The sequence below is a fragment of the Lacinutrix chionoecetis genome (assembly GCF_053604665.1).
Window position 1 is genome coordinate 320,642 of the sequence record NZ_JBSHNQ010000086.1, and the last position, 18,993, is coordinate 339,634.

Consider the following 18,993-nt stretch of genomic DNA (forward strand, 5'->3'; position numbering starts at 1 on the left):
GTTAGTTTTTAAATTTTGTTTGCTTATATTTTACTTCTCGATGTTAAATCTATGTAAACTTTATGTTAAAAATCAAAAAGACCCTTATTTTTAAGGCAACGCAAACGTTTTCGTGTTGACAACTTTTTTAAAAACTACTAATTTTGCAATTTAAAATACAAATTTTTGCAGTTTTACAGATAATCTGAATTGTTTTTAACAATTGAACAATAAAAGCACGTATTTTTGAGATTATTATAATCCCTTAATTATATTAAATGAAACGAAAAGTCACACTCAAGCAAATAGCAAAAGAATTAGATGTTTCTATCTCTACAGTCTCTAAATCTTTAAGAAACAGCAAGGAGATAAGCGAAGATACGCGTAGTAAAGTGCAGGCTTTCGCAAAGCTGTATAATTATAAACCTAATAACATTGCACTTAGTTTACAGAACAGAAAAACCAAAACCATAGGTGTTATTATTCCAGAAATTGTACATCATTTTTTCTCTAAAGTTATTCGTGGTATCGAGTTGGTAGCAAATAAAAGAGGCTATAATGTTATTGTAGGTTTATCTAACGAATCGTTTTCTAAAGAAGTTATTAATATGGAAATGTTAGCTAATGGAAGTATTGATGGTTTTATATTATCCATCTCCAAAGAAACATTGCAACAGCAGGATTATCATCATTTTATAGAAACAATTAATCAAGGGATGCCAATTGTTATGTTCGATCGTGTTGTTAATGAGGTTAACTGTGATAAAGTGATTGTAGATGATTTAAACGGATCTAAGAACGCTGTGAATAAGCTTATTGAAAAAGGGTGTAAAAGCATTGCCATAATAACCACTAAAGACTACGTTAGTGTAGGAAAGTTAAGAACACAAGGTTATCTAAACGCCTTAGAAGAACATCAAATTAAGGCTAAGGGTAGTTTAATTTTAAAAGTAGATGATACCTTAGTGTCCGATGAGAATCTGGATGTTCTTGAAAAAGATATAGAACAATTATTTAAATCAAATAAATTTATAGATGGTGTTTTTGCAGTTAATGAGTTATACGCAATTACTGCTATGAAGGTCGCCAGAAAATTAAATTTAAAGATTCCTGAAGATGTACAAATTATTGGTTTTACAGATGGTGTTTTGTCTAAACATGCCACACCAAGTTTAACAACAGTTAGCCAGCATGCCCAACAAATGGGAGAAAAATCGGCAGAGTTGTTAATTGATAATTTAGAAATAGAAGAGGAGGAAGAAAACTACAAAACGGTTGTTATTGAAACTGAATTAATAGAGCGCTCATCTACAAAATAAAAAAATTATAGTACACATTTAAAAACTTTTATATCTTTACGGCAAATCAAAACTTATATTTTACTTCTCAGGTAATATAGTTTTGATAGGTTTTTTCGCTTATCAAATAGTATAAACTTAAACATACTATTATGAAAAAACGCACGCTTGGTTTTTGGGAAATTTGGAACATGAGTTTCGGTTTTCTGGGAATTCAAATGGGTTTTGCACTCCAAAATGCAAATGTTAGTAGAATATTTCAAACGTTAGGTGCTAATGTTGAAGACATCCCAATACTATGGGTTGCAGCTCCGCTTACAGGACTTATTGTACAACCTATTGTTGGTTACTTTAGTGATAGAACTTGGCATCCTAAATTAGGTAGAAGACGACCATTCTTCTTGGTTGGTGCTATTTTAGCTTCACTCGCTTTGTTTTTTATGCCAAATTCTCCTGTACTATGGATTGCCGCGGGAATGCTCTGGATTATGGATGCTTCTATAAATATTTCTATGGAGCCATTTAGGGCTTTTGTTGGCGATAATCTTCCAGAACATCAATTAACGAAAGGGTTTGCAATGCAAAGCTTTTTTATTGGTATTGGCGCTTATGTAGCCTCACGACTGCCGGAGTTTATGACCTATATCGGAATTTCTAATACTGCACCAGAAGGTGTAATACCCGATAGCGTTAAATATTCATTTTATATTGGTGGCGTTGCATTTTTGTTGGCCGTTTTATGGACAGTCTTCAAATCTAAAGAATATTCTCCAGAAGAAATGGAAGCTTTTGAAGCCGAAGAAAAGACCCAAAAACCTATAGAAGAACACTCAGAACTCTGGTACACCAAAAATGGTAAATCTCACCTTGCATATGGTGCTGTAGCCACACTATTAGGATTAATAGCAACTTATGCTGTATATCATTTTGGATTGAAAAAGGACTTATACGTATTAACTTTGGGCTTAATTACACTTGCCGGTTTAGCACTAATAATTTCTGGAATCTTGCAAACAAAACAAAATTTCAAAAATGGTTTTGTTACTATAATGAATGACTTCCAAACCATGCCTAAAGTGATGAAACAATTGGCTTGGGTACAATTCTTTTCGTGGTTTGCATTATTTTCTATGTGGATTTATACTACAGGAGCAGTGACCGAGCATATTTATGGTACAACAGATACCACATCCAACGCTTACAATTTAGGAGCTAACCAAGTGGGTGCGATGTTTGCAAATTATAATTTAGTTGCAGCAGCAGTAGCATTTTTACTTCCCTTATTAGCGAAAAAAACGAGTAGAAAATTTACCCATTTTGTCGCCTTGGTTTTAGGAGGTTTTGGTTTAATTTCCATCTATTTCATTACAGAACCATCCACTTTTATGATTGAGTGGCTACCTATGATTGGAGTAGGAATTGCTTGGGCAAGTATATTATCTGTTCCTTATGCCATGTTATCTGGCTCCTTGCCGGCAAATAAAATGGGTTATTACATGGGTGTGTTTAATTTCTTTATAGTAATTCCGCAATTGGTAGCAGCATCCATTTTAGGGTTTTTAGTTTCAAAGTTTTTCAACAATCAGCCAGTTTATGCACTAATAGTTGGAGGTGCCTCCATGATTTTAGCCGGAATTTTATCACTAACCGTTAACGATAAACAACAGTAACAAGAGATGACTAATAAAGGATTTATATTTGATTTGGACGGTGTTATTGTAGACACTGCAAAGTATCATTATTTAGCTTGGAAAAACCTTGCGAAAAGTATAGATATTGATTTTACACACGAGCAAAACGAACAACTTAAAGGCGTTAGCCGAGTAAAATCATTAGAAAAGATACTGAATTGGGGAAACAAAACCATTTCAGAAGAACAGTTTACAGCATTAATGGGTAAAAAAAATGAAGAATACTTAAGCTTCATTGAAAAAATGAGCGCTGAAGAAATTTTACCAGATGTGCCAAGAGTATTAAATTATTTAAAAGAAAAAAGTCAACCAATTTCTTTAGGTTCTGCAAGTAAAAATGCACGACCAATTCTAGAAAAAGTCAATTTGCTATCCATGTTTAACACGATTGTAGATGGTAATGATGTTAGCAAAGCAAAACCAGATCCAGAAGTGTTTTTAATAGCTGCAAAGCATTTAAACACAAAACCAGAAAATTGTATAGTATTTGAAGATTCTGTAGCAGGCATACAAGCAGCAAACACAGCAAATATGATATCGATTGGTATTGGTGAAGAAAAAGTGTTACACGAAGCAGATTATGTTTTTTCAGATTTTACTAAAATTGAAAACAGCTTTATAGAAGAATTAATAAATAGAAATTAAACGTCATTACGAACGAAGTGAAGGAATCTCATCATGAGATGATTACGTCATTTCCTTCATAGCAATGACAAATTGTATAAAATAATGAATCAAGATTATATAAAACCAGACAATTGGTCTATAATTGAAGAAGGCTTTGATGTGGATCGCGTTAAATCTTCAGAAAGTTTATTTAGTATTGGAAATGGAGCTATGGGTCAGCGTGCTAATTTCGAAGAACAATACACAGGTCCAACCTTTCAAGGCAGCTACATTGCAGGTGTTTATTATCCAGATAAAACCAGAGTAGGTTGGTGGAAAAATGGCTATCCGGAGTATTTTGCCAAAGTGTTAAATGCGCCAAACTGGATTGGTATTAATGTAATAATTAATGGTGAACAATTAGATTTATATACTTGTGTAGAGGTGGCTAATTTTAGAAGAGAGCTAAATATGAAAGAAGGCTGGCTATCTCGATCATTTACAGCGACGCTTCAAAATAACTTAAGGATTGAAGTAAAGACGAAGCGGTTTTTAAGTTTAGATTTAGATGAAGTAGGTGCCATTAATTACCAAGTAACACCTTTAAATGGTGAGGCAACCATAAAATTTCAACCGTATTTAGATGCTGGTATAACTAATGAGGATACAAATTGGGATGATCAATTTTGGGATACATTGAACGTGTCTACAGACACTGAGCAAGCGTTTATTGAAGCTAAAACCATGAAAACTGGTTTTTATACCTGTACTTTTATGGAATCTTCAGTTTACATCAATAACCAAAAACAAGATCAGAAACCTCAAACTAATCAAAAAGATAATTTAGTATCTTTTACCTATAGACTTAATGTTAAACAAGGCGAAACAGCAAGTATTGTTAAGTTTGGAGGCTATACTGTTGATAGAAATCATTTAAAAAAGGAGTTGGTTGCAGCCGCAAAAAGAGTTTTAAATACAGTTTCAACAAAGCGTTTTCCTCAATTATTAGCAGACCAAAAGCAGGCATGGCATGCGATTTGGAAAATGTCCGACATCACCATAGATGGAGACGTTAAAGCGCAACAAGGTATCCGTTTTAATATTTTTCAGTTAAATCAAACCTATTTAGGAAAAGATTACAGATTAAACATTGGGCCTAAAGGCTTTACAGGCGAAAAATATGGAGGTAGTACTTATTGGGATACCGAAGCCTATTGTATACCTTTTTATATGGCTACCAAAGATCAACAAGTAGCCAGAAATCTTTTAAAGTATCGTTACAACCATTTGGAAAAAGCAATTGAAAATGCCGAAAAATTAGGCTTCAAAAATGGTGCTGCATTATATCCAATGGTAACCATGAATGGTGAAGAATGCCATAATGAGTGGGAAATTACCTTCGAAGAAATCCATAGAAACGGAGCAATAGCATTTGCTATTTTTAACTACTATCGTTATACAGGAGATTACAGTTATATTCCAGAAATGGGATTAGAAGTTCTTATTGCTATTGCAAGGTTTTGGCACCAACGCGCCACATTTTCAACAGATAAAAATCAATTTGTAATTTTAGGAGTTACAGGTCCAAATGAATACGAAAATAATGTTAATAACAACTGGTATACCAACTACTTAGCAAAATGGTGTATTAATTTTGCAATCGAAAGTATAGAGAAAGTAAAGGAAGGTTATAATGAAGACTATTTACGTGTTGCAGGCAAAACCAAAATCACTCATGAAGAATTTGACGCTTGGAAAAAAGTTGCAGAGAATATGTACTTCCCATATTCCGAAAAACACCAGATTTATTTACAACAAGATGGTTTTTTAGATAAAGAATTAATTACAGTTGAAGACTTGCCTAAAGCAGAAAGGCCAATCAACCAAAAATGGAGTTGGGACCGTATTTTACGTTCGCCATACATTAAGCAAGCAGATACTTTACAGGGATTTTATTTCTTTGAAGACCAATTTTCAACCAAAGAATTAAAACGCCATTTCGATTTTTACGAGCCATTTACAGTTCATGAAAGCTCACTGTCACCTTGTGTGCACAGTATTCAGGCTGCTAAATTAGATCAAATGGAGCAAGCGTATACGTTTTATTTACGCACATCTCGTTTAGATTTAGATGACTATAATAAAGAGGTCGAAGAAGGCTTACACATCACCAGTATGGCAGGTACTTGGATGAGCATTGTGGAAGGTTTTGGCGGTATGCGTATTAAAAATGATAAGCTACATTTTGAACCACGTATTCCAAAACAATGGGACGCCTATTCGTTTAAAGTTAATTTTAGAGACCAGATTTTAAAAGTGAATGTATCACAGTCTGAAACCACTTTTGAATTGGAAGGCAATACAGAATTAAATATTGTGGTAAATAATAGTCCAGTAACGGTGTCTCCAAATAATTTGGTAAAAGTATAAGTTAAGAATACCTCCTGCAAGGTTTAAAAAACCTTGTAGGTATATAACATTATAATATGAAAACACTAAAGCACATAATAATTTTAATATTTGTTGTTATTAACGTGTCCTGCAATAATAATGAAGAAAAAAAGCTTAGTTCAGAAGACGTTACTGAAGTTAGAAACGATATTGAAAGGGTAGAGCCACCCAATTGGTGGATTGGTTTTAAAAATAACCAAGTGCAATTATTGGTAAAACATCCAAATATTTCGGAAGCTAAGCCAAGTATTAATTACGCAGGAGTTTCTATTGAAAAAGTGCATAAAGCAGATAGTCCTAACTACTTGTTTATAGATTTAACTATTTCTGAAAGTGCTAAAGCAGGACAATTCAACATTCATTTTATATTTAATGATGACAAGGAATTGGTTCAAACTTATGAAATAAAAGAACGTCAAAAAGTAGCTACCGATTTTAAAGGATTTGATAGTAGTGATGCAGTATATTTGATTACTCCAGATCGTTTTGCAAATGGAGATACATCCAATGATATTGATGAAAATCTTAATGAAAAAACTATAAATAGAGATAACGATTATGGCAGGCATGGTGGCGATATACAAGGCGTCATTCAACATTTAGATTACATCGAAGAGATGGGTTTTACCCAAATTTGGTCCAGTCCAGTATTAATTAACGACATGCCACAATCCTCCTATCATGGCTACGCGATGACCGATTTTTATCAAGTCGATCCGCGTTTTGGAACTTTAGAAGAGTATGTAGAGTTATCTACTAAAGCTAAAGAAAAAGGCATTGGATTAATTATGGACCAGGTGGCTAACCACTGCGGAAGTGAGCATTGGTGGATGAATGATTTACCATTTAAAGATTGGGTGAACCAACAGGAAAGTTTTGAGAACAAGCAACCATTAAACAATTCCAATCATAGACGTACTGCAAATCAAGATTTGTATGCTGCTGATCGCGATAAAAAAGAAATGGCAGAAGGTTGGTTTGTTAGTGCAATGCCAGATTTAAATCAACGTAATCCATTTATGGCAAATTATATTATTCAGAATAGTATTTGGTGGATTGAAACGCTAAACTTAAGCGGAATTAGACAAGACACTTACCCATATCCTGACAAAACGTTTATGGCAAATTGGGCTGGAGCAATCATGAACGAATACCCTAATTTTTCAATAGTTGGCGAAGAGTGGAGTTCTAACCCATTACTTATTGCCTATTGGCAAGATGGACATAAAAATAAAGACGGTTACCAATCTAATCTCAAGTCAACCATGGATTTTGCAATGCAAAGACATATTGTTGAAGCATTAAATGAAACAGAACAATGGGACACTGGGTTAGTTAAAATCTACGAAGGTTTAGCAAACGACTTTGCCTACACTTCACCAAAAGACATCATGATTTTTCCAGATAATCACGACATGAGCCGCATTTTTACACAGCTAAAAGGAGACATTACTAATACAAAAATGGCATTGAGTTATTTGTTAATCTTACCTCGCATTCCGCAATTGTATTATGGTACCGAAATATTAATGAATGACTTTGCAAAACCAGGTGACCATGGATTAATACGTACCGATTTCCCTGGAGGTTGGCAAGGCGATACAGTTAATGCATTTACAGGTGAAGGCTTAACAGACAACCAAAAAGACATGCAAAATTACCTTAAAAAGGTGTTGAATTACAGAAAAACAAGTACTGCCATTCATGATGGTAAAACCATTCATTTTGCACCATTTATGGGAACGTATTTTCTATTTAGAATTATTGAAGGCGAAACAGTTGTACATATTATTAGTAAAAATAATGAGCCAATTACTATCGATTTAAAACGCTATGAAGAAGTCGGTTTAAACGGAAAAACTTTAAAAAACATCATCACTGGTGAAACTTTTGTTTGGCAAGATAATATCCAATTAAAAGAAAGAGGAAACCTAATCTTAACCACCAAGTTGTAATTTTTTGTCATTCCGCACTTGATGCGGAATCTGCTTTATAATAATAAATATGAAACAATTAATATACATACTATCTTTTTTACTATTCCAAGTAACAGTTGCACAAGTCACCATCATCGTGGAAGAGCTTCCTGAAGATACACCTAAAGACGCTTCCATTTTTATTTCAGGTGATTTTGAAGGTTGGTCAGGTGGACATAAAGACTACCAATTACAACAAGTAAATGGTCAGTATCAAATCACGCTTCCAAAAACAGAACAGCGTATTTTATTTAAGTTTACCTTAGGTAATTGGGATACTGCAGAAAGTACAAATACAGGTGAAGCTATAGATAATCGTATTTATAAGTTTGAAAAACCAAACGAAACATTAAAAGTTAAAATTGCTGGTTGGAGTCATTTATTTGAAAATGAAGAAGCCTCTACAGCCTCTAAAAATGTTACCATTCTTTCTGAAGAGTTTCATATTCCTCAATTAAATAGAAAACGTCGTGTTTGGATCTATTTACCACCAGATTATAATACCTCAAAGCAAGATTATCCTGTAGTTTACATGCACGATGGACAAAATGTGTTTGATGCTAAAACCTCTGGTTATGGCGAGTGGAATGTGGATGAAACCTTAGACAAGCTATTTAAAGACAACCTAAAGCTTATTGTTGTTGGTATAGATAATGGGAATTCCAAACGCTTAGACGAGTATTCTCCTTGGACCAATGCCAAATATGGTGGTGGCGAGGGAGAGGCGTATGTCGATTTTATCGTCAATACATTAAAACCTCACATTGATACCAATTACAATACCAAAAAAGACAGAACTAATACAGCTATTTTTGGAAGCTCTATGGGTGGATTAATTTCACATTATGCCGCTTTAAAATACCCTGAAATTTTCGGAAAAGTTGGTGTGTATTCTCCAGCATTTTGGTTTGCTCCAGAAGTAAATGAGTTTACTAAAAAGCATGGAAATCTTCAAAATACAAAAATGTACTTATTAGCAGGAGGGAAAGAAGGCGAAAACGCAGGCTATAACGAGATTAGCCAGACCGTTACAGACATGAATAGTATCACTTCTATTTTAAAAGATAATGGTTTTCCTGAAAAAAACATACAATCTAAAGTTATTCCGGAAGGCAAACATAACGAGAAATTATGGCGAAATAATTTTGAAGAAGCCATTACTTGGTTGTTTGAGGATGCTTTTCAAAAAAGAGAATATATATCACACTCTCAAGAGAACGGAAAACTTGAAGTAGAAACTAATGATGGGAAGTATATTTTTACACCTTTTAACAATGCAATTATAGAGACTACATTTATTCCTAAAGGTGAAGAATATAATACTAATTCTCATGCTGTAGTAATGTCTCCAGAAAATGTAAAAGTGTCTTATAAAAATGTTGGTAAAGTTATCATTTTCGGTACACATGACTTAACAGTTATGATTAAAACAGATCCTTTTAAAATTTATTATTATTACAAAGGACAACAAATCACTTCAGTAAAAAATGGCCATCAAAAAACAGACGATTTTGAAACCATTAGTTTTAACTTAACACCAGAAGAAGTGTTGTATGGTGGAGGAGCCAGAGCATTAGGTATGAACAGACGAGGTAATCGTTTAGAGTTATATAACAAAGCACATTATGGTTACGAAGAGCGTAGCGAGTTAATGAACTACACCATGCCAATGGTCATCTCTTCTAACAAGTACCTCATTCATTTTGACAATGCTCCAATTGGCTTTTTAGACTTAGACAGCAACGCAGATAATACCATCACTTACGAAACCATTTCTGGTAGAAAAACCTATCAAATTGTGGTTGGTGATTCTTGGTTGGATTTAACCAAAAATTACACAAAATTAACTGGCAGACAACCTATGCCACCACGTTGGGCTTTGGGAAATTTCTCGAGTCGATTTGGTTACCATTCCCAGCAAGAAGTAGAAGCAACTGCTCAAAAATTTAGAGATGAAAACATTCCGTTAGATGCCATTATTATTGACATTTTTTGGTTCGGAAAAACCATTCAAGGGACTATGGGAAATTTAGAATTTTACAGAGATTCGTTTCCAAATCCTAAACAAATGATTAAAGGGCTAAAAGATAACAACGTGAAAACAGTTTTAGTGACAGAACCTTTTGTATTAACCACTTCTAAGCGTTGGGACGAAGCTGTTAAAGAAGATGTTTTAGGAAAAGATTCTATTGGGAATCCATTTACTTATGATTTTTATTTTGGTAACACAGGATTAATAGATATTTACAGTCCAAAAGGAAAACAATGGTTTCAGAATATTTATAAAGACTTAGCAGATTTAGGTGTGTCAGGTGTTTGGGGAGATTTAGGAGAGCCAGAAGTACATCCTGAAGGATTACTTCACGCTACAGGAAGAGCAGACGAAGTTCATAATATTTATGGGCACCACTGGGCAGAATTAGTGCAAGACATGTACACTCAAAACTTTCCTAATACAAGACCATTTATTTTAATGCGTGCAGGTAGTTCTGGTTCGCAACGTTTTGGGATGATTCCTTGGTCTGGAGACGTTAACAGAACTTGGGGAGGATTACAATCTCAACCAGAAATTGCGCTTCAAATGGGATTGCAAGGTTTGGCTTATATGCATAGCGATTTAGGCGGATTTGCTGGTAATAATTTAGACGATGAGCTGTATGCACGTTGGTTGCAATATGGCGTTTTTCAACCCATTTATAGACCACACGCACAAGAAAATGTGCCTGCAGAACCTGTTTTTAGAAGCGATAAAGCGAAAGCCTTAGCAAAAGAGTCTATCGAATTACGCTACCAACTACTACCTTACAATTACAATTTGGTATTTGAAAACAACCAAACTGGAGCACCTTTAATGCGACCATTATTTTTTGAAGAGGAAGATAATACGAAATTGCAAACTATGGCTTCAACATACCTTTGGGGAAATGATTTTTTAGTGACACCAATTGTAAATCCTAACCAAACGGAAGTTGAGGTTTACTTTCCGAAAAACAGCAATTGGTTTAGTTTTTATACCAATGAAAAGATAGAAGGCGGACAAACACTTTTCGTAAAAACAAAAGAAAATAGTATTCCAACTTACGTTCGTGGTGGAGCATTTATTCCTTCAGCAAAACCAATGCAAAGCACAGTAGAATATAACGGAAACACCTTCGATTTACATTATTATTTTGATGCATCAGTTACAGAAAGCGAGCGAACTCTCTATAATGACGATGGAAACACAAAAAATGCTTTTGCAAAAGGAAATTATGAAATCTTAGAATTTGAAGCTGAAACATCAAGCAACAATTTAGAATTAGAATTTGAAGCAGAGATAGGTGTCAACTATTCAACTTCAACAAAAACAATAGATGTGATAATTTACAATTTTCCAAAGTCACCAAAACGCATAAAATTCAATAGAAAAAAATTAGAATTCACTTATAATGAGATTGATAAAACATTAACTTTTCAAGTTAATTGGAATCCCTCAAAAAAAGTTGAAGCACAAATTAAATATTAAATTTAAAATGAAGAAAAGCATACTTTTAATTGCAATAGCTATTCTTGCTTTCAGTTGTAAAAAAGATAAAAAAGCAAATCAAGATATCGCAGAAAATCAACAAAAAAAAGTAGTCAAAACACCTTTTGTTTGGGAAGCAGCAAATGTGTATTTCCTATTAACGGATCGTTTTAATAATGGCGACAAAACCAACGATGTTAATTACGACAGGACTAAAGAAACAGGAGTACTGCGTGGTTTTGAAGGTGGCGATTTAAAAGGTGTTACTCAAAAAATAGAAGCAGGTTACTTCTCTAATTTAGGTGTAAATGCCATTTGGATGTCACCAATTGTAGAGCAAATTCATGGTGCCACAGATGAAGGTACAGGAAATACTTACGGTTTTCATGGCTACTGGACAAAGGATTGGACTGCAATTGATGCTAACTTAGGAACCAAAGACGACTTAGAAAAATTAGTAAATGCAGCACACAAAAAAGGAATACGTGTGTTGTTAGATGCTGTCATAAATCATACAGGTCCAGTTACCGAAAAAGATCCTGTGTGGCCAAATGACTGGGTGAGAACAGAACCACAATGTAGTTACGATAATTACGATAATACAATAACGTGTACATTGGTTGAAAATTTACCAGATATTAAGACCGAAAGCAACGACGAAGTAGAGTTACCTCCTCAATTAATACAAAAATGGAAAGATGAAGGTCGTTATGAGGAAGAGGTTGCAGAATTAGATGCGTTTTTCAAAAAAACAGGTCACCTACGAGCTCCTCGTTTCTATATCATGAAATGGCTTAGCGATTATATTACAGATTTTGGGATAGATGGTTACAGAGTAGACACTGTAAAACACACCGAAGAATTTGTGTGGCAAGAATTAAGAGCGGTTTGTGATAACGCTTTCGCAGAATTTAAGCAGAATAATCCGAATAAAGTATTAGACACTAACAACTTTTATTTAGTTGGAGAAGTGTATGGTTATGGCATTTCTTCGGGAACAGCGTATGATTTTGGCGATAAAAAAGTCAATTATTTTGAAGATGCATTTAATGGCTTAATCAATTTTGAATTTAAATGGAATGCGTCTCAAAAGTCTTTTGAAGAGCAGTTTAATCGGTATAATACAATATTAAATAATGACTTAAAAGGTTACGGAGTATTAAACTATTTAACGTCCCATGACGATGGTCAACCTTTTGATAAAAACAGAGAGAAAACTTACGAAACAGCAACACGATTACTTTTATCGCCTGGAGCATCTCAAATCTATTATGGAGATGAAACTGCTCGCGATTTAACTATCGAAGGAACCGTTGGAGATGCCACTTTAAGAAGTTTCATGAATTGGGATGAAATACCACAAAAGCAAGATTTACTAATCCATTGGCAAAAATTAGGGCAATTTAGAAGTAATCACCCTTCGGTTGGAGCAGGACAACATACACTAATTAGCGAGCAACCTTATATTTTTAGTAGAAGTTACTCTAATAATGATTTTAAAGATGAAGTTATTATTGGTTTAGACTTGCTTAAAGGAGAACATACTATTAACGTGTCTTCCGTTTTTAAAGATGGAGAACAGGTTAAAGATTTTTATTCGGGAGCCACTTACAAAGTTAATAACGGAACTATTACCATTGAAGCAGATACAAACCTCATTTTAATAGAAAAATTATAACACAAATAATCATGAAAAAACTAATCGCACTTTGCTTTTTTATAACCCTTTTTGGTTGTAAAGACGACCAAAAACAACCTGATGCTAAAACGGTTTCAGAAGATAGAAAAATACTACAACCTATATCAGCTTCAGATTTGGAAACAGCTGTTATTTACGAAGCTAACATACGCCAATATTCATCCGAAGGAACTTTTGAGCAATTCACAAAAGACATTCCGCAGCTTAAACAATTAGGCATAAAAGTGATTTGGTTAATGCCTGTTTTTCCTATTTCTGAAACTAAACGTAAAGCAACAGGAGGTGCAGACAGTAAGTTTGCAACCGATTTCCCAGAAGACGAGCAAGCTAAATATTTAGGAAGTTACTATGCAGTGTCAGATTTTACAAAAATCAATCCGGAATTCGGTACTATTGAAGACTTTAGAAGCTTAGTAAAAACCGCACACGACAATGGGATTTATGTTATTTTAGACTGGGTTCCAAATCATACAGGTTGGGATCATGAGTGGTTAAAAACCAATCCAGAATACTATACACAAAATGAAAAGGGAGAAGTTGTGCATCCAAAAGACACCGATTGGACAGACGTTGCCGATTTAAACTACGACAACCAGGAGATGCGAAAAGAAATGATTGAAGACATGAGCTATTGGATAACAAAAGAAAATATCGATGGATTTAGATGTGATGTCGCAGGTTCTGTACCTACAGATTTTTGGGAACAAGCCATCCCTAAATTACGTGCTCAAAAAGATATTTTTATGTTAGCAGAAGCTTGGGAGCCAGAGCTGTTAAAAGATAGTTTGTTTGATATGGCTTATGGCTGGGACAGGCATCATGCGATGAATGCCATTGCAAAAGGTGAAAAAGACGCAACAGCGTGGACAGAGATGATGACAACAGATTCAGAGCGCTACGAAGCAGACGATATTTTAATGAACTTCGTTACCAATCACGACGAAAATTCATGGAACGGAACTATTATAGAACGTATGGGTGAAAATGGTGAAATAATGACAGCTCTCAGTTATTTAACGCCTGGAATGCCATTAATTTATTCGGGACAAGAGTACGATTTAGACCATAGATTATTATTCTTTGAAAAAGATAGCTTTCCTCACACCAAAGGAAAAACTTGGAAATTGTTAGAGACATTAGCGACGCTTAAGCAAAACAATTCGGCATTAAATGGCGGGAAAAATGCTGCTGAATACAAAGCAATTGATGCTGGGAAAAATGTGATTGCATTTTCAAGAACAAATGATAATGAACAGGTTTTATTTATCGCAAATCCTTCAGATAAAAATTTAAAATTTAAAATACCTGAAACGGGAACTTACAAAGAGTATGTAACTAATGAAACCATAGAATCAACAGGAGAAGATGTTAACTTAGGGGCAAATGAGTTTAAAATTTTGGTTAAAAAGTAACACACTATTTAAAATAATTTGCTCTATAATTAGTTTAACTTTTAAAATTTAACAAGTTAGCTTTAAGTATAAAAACCAAGAAACCCGATTCCATGGAATCGGGTTTTTAGTGGTGGTGCCTCCAGGAATCGAACCAGGGACACAAGGATTTTCAGTCCTTTGCTCTACCAACTGAGCTAAGGCACCAGTTGCTTCATTACTAAAGCGGATGCAAATATAGTTTCAATTTTAATACCTACAAAAGAAAAAATGTAAAATTTTGTTTTTGTAAATTTGATTTTTCAATAAAAACTATGAATCTAATTATAGATGTTGGTAATACCTACACAAAACTTGCTGTTTTTAAGGACAATAAGCTTGTTGATAAAGAACGTGTAGAGACAAAAAACTGTGTTAGCGAAATTAAAAAAATTCAAAAAAAACATGTAAAAATTATTTTTGCCATTGTTTCATCTGTTGGAAAACTTAATAAAGAGACCATTCAATTTTTAAAAACGGCGTTTAAGCTTACTGAGTTATCTCATAATAGTAAACTTCCTTTTAAAAACCACTACTGTACACCAAGAACCTTGGGAATTGATAGAATAGCTCTTGTTTGTGCATCTTTTGCTCAATTTCCAAATAGTAATGTACTTATAATTGATGCAGGAACCTGTATTACTTACGATTTTATAAATGCTAAAAATGAGTATTTAGGTGGTGCCATATCTCCAGGAATTCGCATGCGTTACCTAGCCATGCATAATCAAACGGCTAATTTACCGTTATTAGAAACCACAGTCCCAAAACAAATAATTGGAGATTCTACAGCGACTTCTATGCATTCTGGCGTAATAAATGGTGTTTTAAACGAAATTGATGGCACTATAAGTAAGTATAAAGATAAATATCAAGATTTAACAGTAATTTTAACAGGAGGAGATGCTAAATTGTTGTCTAAACAATTAAAAAGTAGCATATTTGCGAACTCAAATTTCCTTTTAGAAGGATTAAATTTTATTTTACAATATAACCAACACTAATGATAAAAAAACTTCTATTAGTTTTTATTGCATTAATTGCAGTTCAAAGTTACGCGCAGGAAACGACCTCTTCTCCATATTCTTTTTATGGAATTGGTACTCTAAAGTTTAAAGGCACTGTAGAAAACATGAGTATGGGTGGATTGAGTATCTATAAGGATAGTATTCATATTAACTTAAGAAACCCTGCTACGTATGGAGGTTCTAACATAGAGACGTTTAACAACGAAAGCCGTCCTGTTAAGTTTACAGTGGGAGGAAGTTATACTACAACAAAATTAAAAACAGATGATAGTGAAGATCGCGTAAACTCGTCTACATTCGATTATTTGGCATTATCGATACCACTTGGCAAATTTGGTTTTGGTTTTGGATTGTTACCATATACTTCGGTTGGGTATCGATTAGAAACAAATAACGCTGCTGGAAACAGAGACACGCGATTTAGAGGAGAAGGCGGTTTAAATAAGGCATTTCTTTCGTTTGGTTATCAAATTACAGATGGATTAAGTTTTGGTATTGATACAAATTACAATTTTGGGAATATTCAAAATAATACCATTCAATTTAATTACAATAGCGATAATGAGCCATTGCAAACTCAGTCGCGAGAAACTAACCGTTCCGACTTAAGTGGGATTAATTTTAATTTTGGACTACATTATCAAACAAAAATTAGCGATAAACTAGAATTACAATCGGCATTTACCTATGCGCCTTCAAGCGATATTAATTCTACAAATACGCGTTCATTTTCAAGTATAACTATTAATGAATCTACTGGAGCCGAATTTGCATTAACCACTATAGATGCAGATTTAGCGGCAGCTGGATTAGACAGAACGAGTTTAACATTGCCTTCAAGAATCTCTTTTGGAGGAGGGCTTGGTGAGCCAAGAAAATGGTTTGCAGGTATTGAGTATTCTACTCTTAATACTAGCGAATTTAGCAACGTGCTTTATCAAAATACAGGATCTACTTTTGAGGACGCCTCGACGTTATCTCTTGGTGGATTTTATATTCCTGAATACAATTCTTTTTCAAGTTACTGGGATCGAGTGGTTTATAGAGGTGGTTTGCGTTTTGAAAACACTGGGTTAAACGTGCAAAACCAATCGATTAAAGAGTTTGGCATGTCTTTTGGAGTAGGGTTACCAATAGGAACAAATAGAAATCCATTCTCTAATGCCAATTTAGGCTTTGAAATAGGAAAAAGAGGTACAACAGATGCCAATCTTATTCAAGAGAATTTTTTCAGGTTTAAATTAAGTTTATCTTTAAACGACAGATGGTTCCAAAAAAGAAAATATGACTAATAACACAAACATTAAGATTATGAAAACTAACATCACACTATTAATCGCATTCTTAGTTTTAGGACTAAATACAAGTTTTGCACAAAGTAGTAACGAAGATTGTACTATTAATATGTCTTTATTGGCAGAAACAGTAAAGGCAAAGAAGTACGCTGAAGCGCTTCCATATTACAGAAAAGCAATTAAAGATTGTCCTAAATTCAATCTTTCCGGATTGTATAAATACGGTGAAGATATGTTTGAAGGCTTATTAGATGCAGCAACTACAGATGCTAAAAAAGTAGAATATATTAATGAATTAACTTCGCTTTGGGACTCTAGAATGGCTAATTACGCAAGTAAATCTCCAAAAGGGAAATACGCATCTAAAAAAGCAGAACTTAGATTCGATAACAGAGACTTATTAGGCTTAACAGATGAGCAAATTTATAACGAATTTGATGCTGTATATAAGTCGGATTTAGAAAACTTTAGTAGCCCAAAAGGATTGTACGTATACTTTAAAATGATGGTAAACCTTTACGATAAAGGACAAAAAACACCGCAAGAATTATTTAATAAGTATGACGATGTTGTAGACAAATTAGAAAAGGAAGTAGGAGAAAACTCTATACAACTTAACAAATATATTGCAAAGGGTGAAAACCTTTCAAGTAAAGATGAAAAATACAAGAGGTTTTACACGCAAACTTTAGAGGCTTTAGATAAGATTTCTGGTAGTGTAGATCAAGAATTAGGAGATAGAGCAAACTGTTCTGTATTAATACCTATTTATCAGAAAGATTACGAAGCGAATAAAAACGATGGACTGTGGTTACAAAGAGCCATGAACAATTTATACTCTAAGGGATGTAAAGAAGACCCAATGTTTGTTAAAATTGTAGAGCAGAAAAATAGCTTGGAGCCTAATGCGGATACAGCTTGGTACTTATATGTTATTACTGGTAAACAACAATATTTCGACCAATCGTTATCATTGCAAACAGATCCTGTAAAGAAGGCAAAATTATACAGAAAAATTGCTGGAGAATATAAGTCTAAAGGTAGCTATGGTAAGGCCAGAGAGTTTTATTACAAGTCTATGGAAGTTAATCCATCAGACACAAGTGGATACTTACAAGTAGCGTCTATGTATGCTTCAAGTGTTAAAAGTTGTGGTAATACTAACTTTGAAAAAAGATCTATCTACTGGTTAGCTGCTAACGAAGCAGCAAAGGCAAGTAGTTCTACTGCAGCAAAATACAGAGCCTTAGCACCATCTACTACAGATATCTTCTCTTCGGGAATGTCTGGTAAAACAATTAGTATTGGATGTTGGATTGGTAGAAGTGTAACCGTACCAAAGGTTTAATGAAAATAAGTAAAATACATAATATTAAAAACGGAGTCATAGCATTAGTTATGACTTTGTTTTTTTCGTGTACCAATAACTTTCAAGATGTAAATAAAATTGGAATTAGCGAAAACGAACCACAAGGTGTGGGCGTTAATATTAACGCGAAGCGTACAGATTCTGGACGCGTAGTTGCCAACTTAATAAGTCCCAAAATTTTAGATTTCGAAAACCGTAGTTTTGGCTATTCAGAATTTCCAGACGGTGTTACGCTACATATTTTCGATGATAAGAACCAGCGCACAACAGTAGTGGCAGACTATGCTATTCTCTATAGTGAAACAGATGTAATAGACTTACAGGGCAATGTTATAGTGTCTTCTGTTGCAGGAGATAGTTTGTTTGCAGAACAACTTTATTTCAATCAGCAAAAAGAGTGGCTCTTCACTAATTTGCCTGTAAAATACAAGTCTAAAGATTATCTAACGCATGGTAAAGGTTTCGATTCTGATAGAGATTTTACTAAAGCCGAAGTACTAGAAATAAGTGGTCTTTTTGCAGTAAATGAATAATACAACTTAGTAATAACTATCTTGCGCTTCAAAATTTTATATATCTTTACTTTACCAAAACTATTCTATTTTGAGACAGCGTATTAAACAAATCATTGTCGAATCTATGCGATTATTAAAATAAATAGATAAT

At 34.0% G+C, this 18,993-nt stretch carries 12 protein-coding genes and 1 tRNA gene; 12 read left to right on the top strand and 1 reads right to left on the bottom strand.

Annotation, left to right across the window (positions count from 1 at the left end):
* Window positions 1-257: 257 nt before the first annotated feature.
* The 8 genes from ACVC43_RS13665 to ACVC43_RS13700 all read left to right on the top strand — a co-directional run bounded on the left by ACVC43_RS13665 (window position 258) and on the right by ACVC43_RS13700 (window position 14,617).
* Window positions 258-1,298 (top strand): LacI family DNA-binding transcriptional regulator, encoded by a 1,041-nt coding sequence (locus tag ACVC43_RS13665; RefSeq protein ID WP_452225093.1) that lies wholly within the window; start codon window positions 258-260, stop codon window positions 1,296-1,298.
* 131 nt (window positions 1,299-1,429) lie between these two features.
* Entirely contained in the window at window positions 1,430-2,947 is a 1,518-nt protein-coding gene (locus ACVC43_RS13670) for an MFS transporter (RefSeq protein ID WP_452225094.1), read from the top strand.
* 6 nt (window positions 2,948-2,953) lie between these two features.
* The gene (gene pgmB, locus ACVC43_RS13675; protein ID WP_452225095.1) at window positions 2,954-3,613 is read left to right on the top strand and encodes a beta-phosphoglucomutase; all 660 of its coding nucleotides are present in this window, start codon (window positions 2,954-2,956) and stop codon (window positions 3,611-3,613) included.
* Window positions 3,614-3,697: 84 nt separating this feature from the next.
* Window positions 3,698-6,004 (top strand): glycoside hydrolase family 65 protein, encoded by a 2,307-nt coding sequence (locus tag ACVC43_RS13680; protein WP_452225096.1) that lies wholly within the window; start codon window positions 3,698-3,700, stop codon window positions 6,002-6,004.
* Window positions 6,005-6,060: 56 nt separating this feature from the next.
* Window positions 6,061-7,980, top strand: a complete 1,920-nt coding sequence (locus ACVC43_RS13685; protein WP_452225097.1) for a glycoside hydrolase family 13 protein — start codon at window positions 6,061-6,063, stop codon at window positions 7,978-7,980.
* Window positions 7,981-8,029: 49 nt separating this feature from the next.
* Window positions 8,030-11,506, top strand: coding sequence for a TIM-barrel domain-containing protein (locus ACVC43_RS13690; RefSeq protein ID WP_452225098.1), 3,477 nt, complete (start codon window positions 8,030-8,032; stop codon window positions 11,504-11,506).
* A 7-nt stretch (window positions 11,507-11,513) separates the two neighbouring features.
* The gene (locus ACVC43_RS13695) at window positions 11,514-13,184 is read left to right on the top strand and encodes an alpha-amylase family glycosyl hydrolase (RefSeq protein WP_452225099.1); all 1,671 of its coding nucleotides are present in this window, start codon (window positions 11,514-11,516) and stop codon (window positions 13,182-13,184) included.
* Between the two features lie 11 nt (window positions 13,185-13,195).
* Window positions 13,196-14,617: an alpha-amylase family glycosyl hydrolase gene (locus ACVC43_RS13700; protein WP_452225100.1), complete on the top strand. Its 1,422-nt coding sequence runs from the start codon at window positions 13,196-13,198 to the stop codon at window positions 14,615-14,617.
* A gap of 110 nt (window positions 14,618-14,727) precedes the next feature.
* Here the strand turns inward: ACVC43_RS13700 and ACVC43_RS13705 are convergent.
* A tRNA-Phe gene (locus ACVC43_RS13705) sits at window positions 14,728-14,803 on the bottom strand.
* A gap of 107 nt (window positions 14,804-14,910) precedes the next feature.
* Here ACVC43_RS13705 and ACVC43_RS13710 point away from each other — a divergent pair.
* From ACVC43_RS13710 to lptC, 4 genes are read left to right on the top strand one after another with little or no spacing between them, the layout of a single operon-like run.
* Window positions 14,911-15,639, top strand: a complete 729-nt coding sequence (locus ACVC43_RS13710) for a type III pantothenate kinase (protein ID WP_452225101.1) — start codon at window positions 14,911-14,913, stop codon at window positions 15,637-15,639.
* A complete protein-coding gene (locus ACVC43_RS13715; protein WP_452225102.1) occupies window positions 15,639-16,955 on the top strand; it encodes a hypothetical protein in 1,317 nt (438 codons plus the stop codon). Before ACVC43_RS13710 ends, ACVC43_RS13715 begins: the two co-directional genes overlap by 1 nt.
* 19 nt (window positions 16,956-16,974) lie before the next feature.
* Entirely contained in the window at window positions 16,975-18,306 is a 1,332-nt protein-coding gene (locus tag ACVC43_RS13720) for a hypothetical protein (RefSeq protein ID WP_452225103.1), read from the top strand.
* Window positions 18,306-18,860 carry an LPS export ABC transporter periplasmic protein LptC gene (gene lptC / locus ACVC43_RS13725; protein WP_452225104.1) on the top strand — a complete coding sequence of 185 codons (555 nt, stop codon included), beginning with the start codon at window positions 18,306-18,308 and terminating at the stop codon, window positions 18,858-18,860. Before ACVC43_RS13720 ends, lptC begins: the two co-directional genes overlap by 1 nt.
* The last annotated feature ends 133 nt before the right edge of the window (window positions 18,861-18,993 follow it).